Origin of the sequence: Sporichthya brevicatena (assembly GCF_039525035.1) — a bacterium.
Taxonomy (GTDB): Bacteria; Actinomycetota; Actinomycetes; order Sporichthyales; family Sporichthyaceae; genus Sporichthya; species Sporichthya brevicatena.
Map to the genome: position 1 here is coordinate 51,829 of NZ_BAAAHE010000004.1, position 11,541 is coordinate 63,369.

Here is an 11,541-nt window from a genome sequence, read left to right on the forward strand (position 1 = left end):
CGGGCCGCCGCACCGCCGGCGTCAGGTGGGTCGACTAGATTCCGCCCATGCCCGCCCCGACCGCCGACCGCCGGATCGTCCTCGTCCACGCCCACCCGGACGACGAGGTGATCAACAGTGGGATCGTGATGGCCAAGTACGCCGCCGAGAGCGCGCACGTCACGCTCGTGACCTGCACGTTGGGGGAGGAGGGCGAGGTCCTCGTCCCCGAACTCGCCCACCTCGCCGCCGATCGCGACGACGCCCTCGGCCCGCACCGCATCACCGAACTCGCCGCCGCGATGGCGGCCCTCGGCGTCACCGACTCCCGGTTCCTCGGCGGCCCCGGCCGGTACCGGGACTCCGGGATGATGGGCGTGCCGTCCAACGACCGCGAGAACTGCTTCTGGCGGGCCGAGGTGGACGAGGCCGCCGCGCACCTGGTCGAGGTGCTGCGCGAGGTCCGGCCCCAGGTGCTCGTGACCTACGACGAGAACGGCGGCTACGGCCACCCCGACCACATCCAGGCCCACCGGGTGACGATGCGGGCCGCCGAGCTCGCCGCCGACCCCGCGTTCCGGCCCGACCTGGGCGAGGCGTGGACCGTCGCGAAGATCTACTGGTACGCGATCCCGTTCTCGTTCCTGCAGTCCGGCATCGACGCGCTCCGGGCAGCCGGGGACACCGAGTTCTTCAACGGCGTCGAGCGGGTCGAGGACCTCGGCATGGGCGTGCCCGACGAGCTCGTCACCACGTTCGTCGAGGGCGAGGAGTACATCGAGGCCAAGATGGCCGCGATGCGCGCCCACGCCACCCAGATCACCGTCGACGGCCCGTTCTTCGCCCTCTCGAACCACCTGGGGCAGAAGATCTGGGGCGTCGAGTGCTTCCGCCTCGTCGGCGGCACCGTCCCCGCCCCGGCCGACGGCTCCGAGTCCGACCTGTTCGCGGGCCTGTGAGCCCGAAACCGTCCGGCGCCACGGGCCGCAAGGGCCCGGCGAAGACTCCCGCGAAGGCTGCCGCGAGTGTGGCCGCGAAGGCTGCCGCGAAGGCTCCCGCGAAGGCTCCGCCGCCGCACGCGACCCAGCCGCTCCCGGTGGTGCTGGGGACGGCCGTGGGGCTGGCGGCGCTGGGGTTCGTCCTCGGGGCCGGGGGCTCGTTCCTGCAGGCGCGGACGGTCTTCGCCGGCGTGCGCTGGCCGCTCGGGTGCGTGTTCGTCCTCGTCGTGCTCGGGGCGGTCGCGCTCAGCGCGGGGATGCTCACGCGCAGCCGTCTCGCGGTGGGGACGCTCGCCGCGGGCTGGGTGATCAGCGTCCTCGTCTTCACCGCCGGCCGCCCGGAGGGCGATGTGATCATCGCCGCCGACCTCGCGGGCTACCTGTACCTGTTCGGCGGTGTCACGGTGCTCGCGGTGGTGTCCTCCCTCCCGTTCGCCACGCTGCCGACCCCTGCCGCGAGCACGGACCCGAAGTCACCTCCCGCGTGACCCCGGCGCGGCGAACACCCGGGCCCTCCGTCCGCGTCGCGAAGGTTTGGTGTACTTGTCGGCGTAGTCGTTCGGCGGGGCTGGTGGCCACGCGCCTTCAAGGGGAGCAGGTTTCGTGACCGAGTCCACCCCGGCTGTCTCGTCCGGTGGGTCCGGCGGGCGCCGGACCGCACTGCGTGTCGGGATCGTCGCCGGCGGGGCCGTCGCCGCCGTCGGGCTGCTGTACGGCGTCGCCGTGGCGACGACCGGGGGCAACATTCCGCGCAACACCGAGGTGCTCGGCATCGCGATCGGCGGGAAGTCGGTCGAGGACGCCCGGACGCACCTGTCCGTGGCGCTGCCCGAGCGGCTCCCCGACGCGATGACCGTTGTCGCCGCGGACAAACGCCTGACGCGGCCGACCGGCGACCTCGGCCTCGACATCGACATCGAGGCCACCGCGGCGAAGGCCCGCGAGGGCTGGGCGTCCCCGTTCCGTGCGATCAAAACGCTCTTCGGCGCGGGCCGGGAGATCGACCCGGTGCCGGCGATCGACACCGAGACCCTGAACACCGCCGTCGAGGAGATGAACGACGAGGTCAGCCTCGGGTTCGTCGAGGGCGGGCTGGACTTCTCCACCGGCGTCGCCAAGCCGATCGCGCCCATCCCCGGCCGCGGGCTGGACGACGAGGCCGTCGCCGCGGCGCTGACCGACGCGTTCCTCGCCGGTGAGGCCGAGGTCGCAGCGCCGATCGTCGACGTGCAGCCGGAGATCGACCAGGCCGCCGTCGACCGCGCACTCGCGGGCATCGGCGCTCGGGCCATGTCCGGGCCGGTGACGATCACCGTCGCCAAGAACTCCGTCGAGCTGACGCCGGCGCAGTTCGGGCCGTTCCTGTCGACCGAGCCCGCCGACGGCGACCTGCGCCTGGTCGTCGACGCCGAGGGTCTGGTCGACAGCCTCGAGGACAAGGTCGAGGACCTCGGCCGCCCGCCGCGGGACGCGAAGTTCAAGTTCAACGAGGATGAGGAGACGGTCGAGATCGTCCCGAGCCGCGCGGGGATCGTGCTCGACCCCGGGGTGCTCGGCGACAAGCTCGCGGACGTCCTCGTCGGCGACGGGCCGCGCACGGTGGACGCCGGTGCGCGCACGCAGGCGCCGAAGTTCAGCACCGCCGACGCCGAGGCGCTCGGCATCAAGGACAAGCTCTCCAGCTTCAAGACCGAGTACCCGTACGCGGCCTACCGCGTGACGAACATCGGCCGGGCGGCGGAGAAGATCAACGGCTCGATCGTCATGCCCGACGAGATCTGGAGCCTGAACAAGACCGTCGGCGAACGGACCGTCAAGAACGGGTTCGTCCGCGGCTACATCATCAAGAACGGTCAGTTCATCGAGGACCTCGGTGGCGGGGTCTCGCAGTCCGCGACGACGACGTACAACGCCGCGTTCTTCGCCGGGCTCAAGGACATCGAGCACCACCCGCACAGCCTCTACATCGGCCGGTACCCGGCCGGCCGCGAGGCAACGGTCGCCTGGCCGAGCAAGGACCTGCGCTTCCAGAACGACTCCGGGCACCCCGTCTACATCCAGGCGAACCACAAGGTCGGCTCCATCGAGGTCTCGATGTGGGGCACCAAGGTGTGGGACAAGATCGAGTCGATCTCGTCGCCGCGGCGCAACATCGTCTCGCCGAAGACGGTCGAGTCCGAGGACCCGGACTGCGAGCCGCAGTCGCCGGTCGACGGCTTCGACATCACCGTCACGCGCGTCTTCTTCAAGGACGGCGAGGAGGCGAAGCGGGAGACCTACGACACCCACTACTTCCCGACCGACCGGATCGTCTGCGTCGAGCCGGGCAAGGGCACGAAGTCGCCGACGCCGGGGTCGAGCGAGTCGCCCGACCCGAGCCCGTCCCGCACGCCGAAGCCGCCGAAGTCGACCCCGACGCCCAAGCCGGAGCCGTCGCCGTCCGCGAGCCCGACGACGTCGTCCTCGGCCCCGCCGCTGCCCATCGGTGGCGACGACGACGTGGTGCCGGACTGACCGGAGGCTGACGTGCCGGACCTCGACCCGTTGGACGCGCAGATCGTCGCGGCGTTGCAGGCCGACGCGCGCACCAGCTACGCCGACATCGGCGAGGAGATCGGCCTGTCCGCCCCTGCCGTGAAGCGGCGCGTGGACCGGCTGCGGTCCACCGGGGCGATCCGCGGCTTCACCGCGGTCGTCGACCCTGCCGCGCTCGGCTGGACGACCGAGGCCTTCGTCGAGCTCTACTGCGAGGGCCGCACGTCCCCGGAGAAGATCCGCGCCGCCGTGGCCCGGTTCCCCGAGGTCGTCTCCGCCTCGACCGTCACCGGTGACGCCGACGCGCTCCTCCACGTCCTCGCCCGCGACATCAAGCACCTCGAGCGGGTGGTGGAACAGATCGCCGCCGAGCGCTTCGTCACCCGCACCCGCTCGTCGATCGTGATGTCCTCGCTGCTTCGCCGCACGGAGAGCAGCGGCCTCGCCTGACGGCCCTCCCTGATGTGAAAAAAAGGGTGACACCCCTTACTGCGCAGTAAGGGGTGTCACCCTTTTTTTCACCGGGCGCCGCGGCGGCGGGGTCAGCGGGCGGAGCAGAAGGCGAGGGTCCGCTCCCAGAACAGCTCCGTGCCCGCCTCGTCGTACTCGTCGGCCTTGGACGGGTCGGTGAACAGGTGGCCGCCGGCGTGGTAGTCGAACACGTCGATGTCGGCGCCGGCCTGCTGGACCTGACCGACGAAGTCGATCATCTGCTGCGGCTCCTTCCACTGGTCGTCCATCGCGTGGTGGAGCTGGACGGCGACCTCGGAGGGCCAGGCGTTCCCGCCGATCTCGGCGAGTTCGACGGCGGTGGACACCAGCACGACGCCGCTGACGGGGCGCTGGAGCGCGACGTACTGCGCCATCACGGCGCCGTTGGAGAACCCGAGCGCGACGAAGCCGTCGGGGAGGTCGAGTGTCGAGGCCAGGGCCCGGCCGATGAGCTCGTGGTAGCCGACGGTGCGGGCGAACGCGGTGGCGTCCTCGTAGTCGTCGAAGACCTCGCCGTCGTACTGGTCGACGACGCGGACCTCGTGCCCGGCCTCGGTGAGGCGGCGGGCACCGTCGAGCTCGCCGGGGCGGACGCCGAGGATCGAGTGGAACAGCGCGATGTGGGCCATGGGGAAGATCCTGCCGGGTCGCGCGTCGGGCGGCGCGGCTGACCCCGCTGCGGCGGGTCGAAAGTTCCGCTCGTGTTACCGACTCGGACATAACGGGGGCCCGCGGTCCATCGCGTCGATTCGTTGCGTCAGAACGCAACGAAACGACGCCCACGCGCAACGCTTTGACCTGACGCGGGCGTGATCGCTTCCTACCGTCGTAGGTATGACGATGCCTCACGTGACCGGGACTCCCGCGATCCCGGCTCCCGCCTCCGGTGCCACGACCGGCCCGGCCACCGTCACCACGCTGCCCGGCGTCCGCGTCGCGCGTCCGCGGCACTACCTGATGTGCCGGCCGACCCACTTCGAGGTCACCTACGCGATCAACCCGTGGATGGACCCGACCGGCGAGCCCGTCGACACCGACCTGGCGATGCGGCAGTGGGAGGGCCTGCGCGACGCCTACCGCGCGCTCGGCCACACCGTCGACGTCATCGAGGGCGTGCCCGGCCTGCCCGACATGGTCTTCGCCGCGAACGGCGCACTCGTCGTCGACGGCAAGGTGCTCGGCGCCAGCTTCCTCGCGGCCGAGCGCCAGCCCGAGGGCCCCGCGTACCTGGAGTGGCTGCGCGCGACCGGGATGTTCTCGGACTTCGGCTCGACGAGCACCGTCAACGAGGGGGAGGGCGACTTCCTCGACCTCGACACCGTTCTCCTCGCCGGCACCGGGTTCCGGACCTCGCGCATGGCGCACGGCGAGGCGCAGGAGTTCTTCGGCAAGCCGGTGATCTCGCTGCAGCTGGTGGACCCGAGCTACTACCACCTCGACACCGCCATCGCCGTCCTCGGCGACCACGACATCGCGTACTACCCGGGCGCGTTCTCGCCGGGCAGCAACGCAGTCCTGCGCCGGATGTTCCCGGACGCGATCACCGTCGACGCCGACGAGGCCGCGACGTTCGCGATGAACTCGGTCTCCGACGGCAAGCACGTCGTCGTTCCCGTCGAGAGCGTTCGCTTCGCCGCGGCGCTGCGCGAGCGGGGCTACGATCCCGTGCCCGTCGAGCTGTCCGAGTTCAAGAAGTCCGGCGGAGGTCCCAAGTGCTGCACCCTGGAACTGCGTTCATGACCTCGCCCCGCGCGCTCGGAGGTGCCCGATGACCGTCCCCGCTGCGCGCACCGCTGCCGCGGACCGTGCCGACCTGCGCGACCGCTGCGCGCACAACTACCACCCGCTCCCGGTCGTGGTGCACGAGGCGGCCGGTTCCTGGGTGACCGACGTCGACGGCAAGCGCTACCTGGACTGCCTCGCGGCGTACTCGGCGCTGAACTTCGGTCACGGCCACCCCGAGCTTCTGGCCGCGGCGCGTGACCAGCTGGACCGGCTGACGCTGACCAGCCGCGCGTTCGACCACGACGGGCTCTACGAATTCTGCGCGGAGCTCGGTGACCTCGCCGGCAAGCAGATGGTGCTGCCGATGAACACCGGCGCCGAGGCCGTCGAGACCGCCATCAAGGTCGCCCGCAAGTGGGGCTACGAGGTCAAGGGCGTCGCCCGCGACTGCGCGAACATCATCGTCGCTGCGGACAACTTCCACGGCCGCACGACGACGATCGTCTCGTTCTCGACCGACCCCGACGCGCGCGACAACTTCGGCCCGTTCACCCCGGGCTTCACCGTCGTGCCCTACGGCGACGCCGCGGCCATCGAGTCCGCGATCGACGACAACACCGTCGCGGTGCTGATCGAGCCGATCCAGGGCGAGGCCGGCGTCCTCGTCCCGCCGGCGGGCTACCTGACCGCGGTCCGCGAGATCTGCACGCGGCGCGGGGTCCTGTTCGTCGCCGACGAGATTCAGTCCGGGCTGGGCCGAACGGGTGCACTGTTCGCCTGCGACCACGAGAACGTCGTCCCGGACATGTATCTGCTCGGCAAGGCCCTCGGCGGCGGCATCGTGCCGGTGTCCGCGGTGGCCGCGGACGCCGACGTCCTCGGTGTTCTGAAGCCGGGTCAGCACGGCTCGACGTTCGGCGGCAACCCGCTCGCCTGCGCCGTCGGCCGCGCCGTCGTCCGGCTGCTCGCGACCGGCGAGTTCCAGGAGCGGGCCCGCGTCCACGGCGCCCGGATGCACGACGGCCTCGGTGAGTTGACGTCGATGGGCGTCACCGCCGTCCGCGGCCGCGGCCTGTGGGCCGGCATCGACATCGACCCCGCCGTCGGCACCGGTCGGCAGATCTGCGAGCGGCTGATGCACCTCGGCGTCCTCGCCAAGGACACCCACGGCTCGACGATCCGCCTCGCCCCGCCGCTGGTCATCACCGGCGACGAGATCGACTGGGCCGTCGCCCGCCTCGCCGAGGCCCTCCGCGGCTGACCCGACGCCCCCGCCCGGCGGAACCTGGCCAGACCCGGCCGGACCCGGCCGGACCCGTGTCAAAAAAGGGTGACACCCCTTACTGCGCAGTAAGGGGTGTCACCCTTTCTTTTCCACAGGCGGGGGATCAGGTGGCGGCGAGGACGGTGGCGGCGAGGGCGACGCGGTGGTCCTTGGTCCAGGGCGGGCCGAGGCGGGCGCGGGGGCCGGTGAGGACGTCGGTGGCGCGGGCGCCGAGGCGGGCGGACGCCGCGGTCTCGGCGGTCCTCGCGTCGTAGAGGTGGACCGCCCAGCCGCGGGCGGCCGCGACGTCGGCGAGGACCTGCCGGTACATGACCGCGTCCGCGCGCGCCTCCCACGGGACCTGACGTTGCACCGCGAGGTCGGTCGGGAAGTCCGCCGGCCAGGCCCGCAGCGAGATCGACCCGATGCCGGCGGGAAGGTCGTCGAAGGCCGCGGCGGCGCACCGGGCGATCGAGGCCCGGACGCGGTCGATCAGCGCCGCCACCTCCGCGTCCGGGGAGACCCCGCGGTCGTAGTGGATCGGGGCCTCGGACAGCCCGTCGTCGACGAGCGGGATCCGGCGCCGGTCGACGACCGTGTGCTCGGCGTCGGCCGTGACCGCGACCGCCCAGCCGAGGTGGTCCGCGATCCCGAGCCGGAGGGTCACCGCCGTCCGACCTCGGAGGCCAGGTCGAGGCCCAGCAACCGGTCCAGGTGCGCGAAGGCCTCGAAGCGGGCGCCGGGGCAGACCGACGCGTCGGCGGCGAGGGCCTCGAGCGCCTCCAGTGCGCCGGGCAGGTCGAGGTCGTCCTCGATCCGCTCGACGACCGGATCGACCCCGGCCATGGGCGCGCTCGGGTGCTCGGCCCACTCCGCGACCAGTCCGCGCCACCGCTTCAGGTCGTCGAACGCGTGCTCCAGCGCCCGGGCGTCGAGGATCGCGGGCTCGCGGTAGGGCAGGCGCAGGAGCGCGAGCCGCAGGGCGAGCGGGTCGACGGCGTCCTCGGTGGCCACGACCTCGCCGACGACGACGGGACGCCCCGGCACCGGCGGCTCGGAGCCGATCTCGTGCACCACCAGCTCGGCCTCGGAGACCGGGTCCTGGAACGGATGCACGTTGACGTAGAGCAACTGACGATCCGTCAGTGAACTGAAGCCCGCGACGCCGGTCAGCCAGCGCTGCCGCTCGGCGACCCGGCGGAGCAGGTCGGCCACGATCGCGACGCGCACGCCGTCGCCGACCGCGATGCGGAGGATCCGGGCCGGCGCGGGCTTCACCTCGCGCAGCTCGCCCGCTGCCGGGTCGAAGATCCTCACGACGACGCCCCCGCGAGCAGGACGGGGACGAGCACCTCGCGGACCAGCTTCACCGCCGGTCGCCAGCCCTCGGGCATCTCGTCGGTCGGGGGAGGGCCGGGGTCGAAGGCGGCGTATCCGGTCGTGACGACGACCGCGTCGGCCGCCGGCAGCACGAGGACGTGCTGCCCCGCCCAGCCGCTCGCGAAGAAGCCCATCGACTTGTCGACCCAGAGCCCGAAGCCGTAGCCCTTCCACTCCGGCGCGCCGCCGGTCGTGTGCGCGGTCGCCATCGCGCGGGCGTACCTGGGCGGAAGCAGTTCCCGGCCGTCGAGCCGGCCCTGGTCGAGCCACAGCCGCCCGAACGTGGCCAGCGCCGGCCGGTCGAGCTGCAGGTGCCCGAACCCCAGCGGCAGCCCGTCGGGGTCGGTCAGCCAGGCCCACTCCTCGATCCCGAGCGGCGCGAACAGGCGCTCGGCCGCGTACTCCGCGAGCGGGCGCCGCGTCGCCTCGGTCAGCGCGGCGCCGAGCAGGTGGTAGGCGCCGTCGTCGTAGCGGAACTTCTTGCCCGGGTCCGTGACCGCCGGCGCCGCGAGCCAGTGCTCGAGCCAGCTGTCGCCCCGTGCCATCACCGCGTCGAGCTCCCACGGCCCGTCGGTCTCGCAGCCGCGGGTCATCGTCAGCAGCTGCCGCCAGGTGTGCGGGCTCGGTTTCGCCGGCGCGTCGAGGTCCGGGACGAAGCCGTCCGCCTGCGCGATCCCGACGAGGGTCGCGGTCACGGCCTTCGTCACCGAGAAGACGTCGGCGACGGCCGGCCCGCGCCGGTCCACCGCGAAGCGCACCTCACCGCCGACCTCGACGAGGAGGCCGGACGTCCGCTCGTAGGCCGGGTTCGCCTCGATGCGGTCGAGGACCTCCGCGCAGGCGCGCAGGACCTTCTTCTGGTTGAACACGGGGCTCGACGAGTTCGACATCGGCACTCAGTTCAGCCGGGACCGCGCGACGCGGGCGTCCTGACGGGCCGTCTTGGCGGCAAGCGGGTGGTCCTCCTCGACGCGGATCGCGTACGCCTCGAGCTGATCGGCCGCCCCGGCGAAGTCGCCGGCTCGGGCGAGGGCCTCGCCGTGCTCGCGGCGGACGGCGGCGGGGCAGCCCGGGACCAGCAGCGAGAGCTCCAGCGCCCACAGCCGGGTCCGGAGCCGGTCGGCGCGCCGGGCCCAGGTCGAGACGTTCGCGAGGATCCGCAGCATCGTGCGCGGGGTGTCCCAGGGGCGCAGGTCCCGCGCGGTCGGTTCGTGTCCGAGGAGCGCGTAGGCCGACGCGGTGGGGAACGCCGTCCCGCCCGCGAACGGGTCGACGAGGACGAACGGTGCGTCCGGCCCCTCGGCCGGCTCGCCCGCGCGCTCCGGGTCGCCGATGCCGACGACGAAGTGCCCCGGCAGCCCGATCCCGTGGGCGGGCACGTCCAGGCGCGCGGAGACCTCGACCCACACCGTCGAGAGCAGGATCGGCAGGCCGCGCCGCCGCACGAGGACCTCGTTCAGGAGCGAGGAGCGCAGGTCGTCGTAGTCGGCCTGGGAGCCCCCGAAGCCGGCGTCCCCGCCGAGGGTGGCGCGCAGATGCCGGCCCAGCGCCGCCGGGCGGGCCTCGCCGGGCAGGCCCGCGCCGACGATCTCGGCGAGCGCGTCGAGTCGCCCGAGCGCGGCGTCGACGTCGAGGTCGGGATCCGCCTCACACGCCATCAGCAGGCAGGCGCGGGCAAGGGATCCCGCCGGGTCGGCGACGATCGCGGCGAACTCCTCTCGCGACTTCAACACTGCTCCCCGTCGTCGGTCCGCGCCATCGGTGCGCGGCGGTAGTGGTAATGGTGATGCACCGTCAGGCCCAAACTGCGGTACAACGCGACCGCGGCCGTGTTGTCGGCCGAAACCTGCAGGTACACGTGCCGGGCGCCGGCGGTGCGGGCGTGCCGGATCAAGGCCAGCATCACAGAACGGGCCAGGCCCCGTCGCCGCGCGGCCTCCGTCGTCTCCATCGCGAAGATGCCGAGCCAGCCGGCGTCGATCGCGCCCCGCCCGGTCGCGACCGTCCGGCCGTCGAGCACGACCTCCGCGAACACCGGCGCGGTCGCGCGGGTCAGCACCTCGATCGCGACGGGCGGCAGGGGTACCTCCCGGTAGCGGTAGACGCCCAGCCAGCCCGGCGACGGCGCAGGGCTCAGCGTCACCGGCGGCAGGTCCTCCCGGTCGGGGCCGGCGGCCTCCAGGACCGCCGCGACGTCCCCGGTCATCAGGTGGATGCCGCCGACCCCGTACGGGCACTCCCAGCCGCGGGCGGCGAGCCGGTCGTCGAGGTCGGCCGCGAGCGGGACCGGTACCTGGAACTGGGGCGTCAGGCCGCGCTCGGCGTACCAGGCGACGACGGCGTCGATCGCGGCCTCGGGGTCGAGCCCGGGGTCGCCGAGGGGGAGCGCGGAGTTCGCGCGTCCCGTCCAGCCACCGGCGGCGCGCAGCAGCCAGCCGCCCAGGCGCTCGGTCTCCAGGCCCTGCCAGCCGAGCGCGGCGACGGCCTCGACGTCCGCGTCGGGGACCAGGTCGTGCCGGCGGGCGATCACCCGTCGCGCGGGGACGACCTTGCCCGCCACGAGGTCGACCTCGGCCACCCTGACGAGGTCCCCGTCCTTGCGACGTACAGTCAGAACCCCGTCGGACCAGGACTCAAGGTCACCGAGGACGTCTCCGAGGCCTCCGTCGGGCAGCTTGCGGCGCACCGAGACGCGCGACCCGACGTCGGCGGCCGTGATCGACATCTCGTAGCGGATGGCAAAGCTCGGTGACAAATGTCAACCCCTGATTTGGACCCTGCGCCGTTGGCTGGATACTAGGTGCGGAAGCTCGAGGAGGACCCACCCGTGACGTACGTGATCGCGCAGCCCTGCGTCGACCTGAAGGACAAGGCCTGCATCGAGGAGTGCCCGGTCGACTGCATTTACGAGGGCGCTCGGATGATGTACATCCACCCCGACGAGTGCGTGGACTGCGGTGCCTGTGAGCCGGTGTGCCCCGTGGAGGCCATCTACTACGAGGACGACACCCCGGACCAGTGGAAGGACTTCTACAAGGCCGGGACGGAGTTCTTCTCCGACCTGGGTTCCCCCGGTGGCGCCGCCAAGCTCGGCAACACCGGTAAGGACCACCCCATGGTCGCGGCCCTCCCCCCGCAGGAGCACGACCACTGATTTGGGTGGCGCCA

Annotated in this window: 13 protein-coding genes; 7 read left to right on the top strand and 6 right to left on the bottom strand. The window is 72.6% G+C overall.

What is annotated here, in order from left to right:
* Positions 1-47: 47 nt before the first annotated feature.
* From mshB to ABD401_RS01595, 4 genes are all read left to right on the top strand, one after another.
* A complete protein-coding gene (gene mshB / locus ABD401_RS01580) occupies positions 48-938 on the top strand; it encodes an N-acetyl-1-D-myo-inositol-2-amino-2-deoxy-alpha-D-glucopyranoside deacetylase (protein WP_344600861.1) in 891 nt (296 codons plus the stop codon).
* Positions 939-1,006: 68 nt separating this feature from the next.
* Positions 1,007-1,465 carry a DUF6113 family protein gene (locus tag ABD401_RS01585; protein ID WP_344600863.1) on the top strand — a complete coding sequence of 153 codons (459 nt, stop codon included), beginning with the start codon at positions 1,007-1,009 and terminating at the stop codon, positions 1,463-1,465.
* A gap of 115 nt (positions 1,466-1,580) precedes the next feature.
* Positions 1,581-3,491, top strand: a complete 1,911-nt coding sequence (locus ABD401_RS01590) for a VanW family protein (RefSeq protein WP_344600865.1) — start codon at positions 1,581-1,583, stop codon at positions 3,489-3,491.
* A 12-nt stretch (positions 3,492-3,503) separates the two neighbouring features.
* Positions 3,504-3,962: an Lrp/AsnC family transcriptional regulator gene (locus tag ABD401_RS01595; RefSeq protein WP_344600867.1), complete on the top strand. Its 459-nt coding sequence runs from the start codon at positions 3,504-3,506 to the stop codon at positions 3,960-3,962.
* 92 nt (positions 3,963-4,054) lie between these two features.
* On the opposite strand, the gene ABD401_RS01600 is transcribed toward ABD401_RS01595, so the two are convergent.
* On the bottom strand, positions 4,055-4,633 hold the full coding sequence (locus tag ABD401_RS01600) for a dienelactone hydrolase family protein (protein WP_344600869.1): 579 nt from the start codon (positions 4,631-4,633) through the stop codon (positions 4,055-4,057).
* 205 nt (positions 4,634-4,838) lie between these two features.
* On the opposite strand from ABD401_RS01600, the gene ddaH reads away from it, so the two are divergent.
* Positions 4,839-5,744, top strand: coding sequence for a dimethylargininase (gene ddaH / locus ABD401_RS01605; protein ID WP_344600871.1), 906 nt, complete (start codon positions 4,839-4,841; stop codon positions 5,742-5,744).
* Positions 5,745-5,772: 28 nt separating this feature from the next.
* A complete protein-coding gene (gene rocD, locus ABD401_RS01610; RefSeq protein ID WP_344600873.1) occupies positions 5,773-6,990 on the top strand; it encodes an ornithine--oxo-acid transaminase in 1,218 nt (405 codons plus the stop codon).
* Between the two features lie 127 nt (positions 6,991-7,117).
* Here the strand turns inward: rocD and ABD401_RS01615 are convergent, their stop codons facing one another.
* Genes ABD401_RS01615 through ABD401_RS01635 form a run of 5 tightly spaced genes read right to left on the bottom strand, consistent with a single transcriptional unit; the run spans position 7,118 to position 11,098 of the window.
* Complete coding sequence (locus ABD401_RS01615) at positions 7,118-7,660, bottom strand: hypothetical protein (RefSeq protein WP_344600875.1); 543 nt, start codon at positions 7,658-7,660, stop codon at positions 7,118-7,120.
* Positions 7,657-8,310, bottom strand: coding sequence for a hypothetical protein (locus tag ABD401_RS01620; RefSeq protein WP_344600877.1), 654 nt, complete (start codon positions 8,308-8,310; stop codon positions 7,657-7,659). Before ABD401_RS01620 ends, ABD401_RS01615 begins: the two co-directional genes overlap by 4 nt.
* Positions 8,307-9,263, bottom strand: a complete 957-nt coding sequence (locus ABD401_RS01625; RefSeq protein WP_344600879.1) for a serine hydrolase domain-containing protein — start codon at positions 9,261-9,263, stop codon at positions 8,307-8,309. Before ABD401_RS01625 ends, ABD401_RS01620 begins: the two co-directional genes overlap by 4 nt.
* A gap of 6 nt (positions 9,264-9,269) precedes the next feature.
* On the bottom strand, positions 9,270-10,106 hold the full coding sequence (locus tag ABD401_RS01630; protein ID WP_425566037.1) for a transglutaminase family protein: 837 nt from the start codon (positions 10,104-10,106) through the stop codon (positions 9,270-9,272).
* Entirely contained in the window at positions 10,100-11,098 is a 999-nt protein-coding gene (locus tag ABD401_RS01635; protein WP_344600883.1) for a GNAT family N-acetyltransferase, read from the bottom strand. Before ABD401_RS01635 ends, ABD401_RS01630 begins: the two co-directional genes overlap by 7 nt.
* Before the next feature lie 102 nt (positions 11,099-11,200).
* Here ABD401_RS01635 and fdxA point away from each other — a divergent pair, with 102 nt between their 5' ends.
* A complete protein-coding gene (gene fdxA / locus ABD401_RS01640; RefSeq protein ID WP_344600885.1) occupies positions 11,201-11,527 on the top strand; it encodes a ferredoxin in 327 nt (108 codons plus the stop codon).
* The last annotated feature ends 14 nt before the right edge of the window (positions 11,528-11,541 follow it).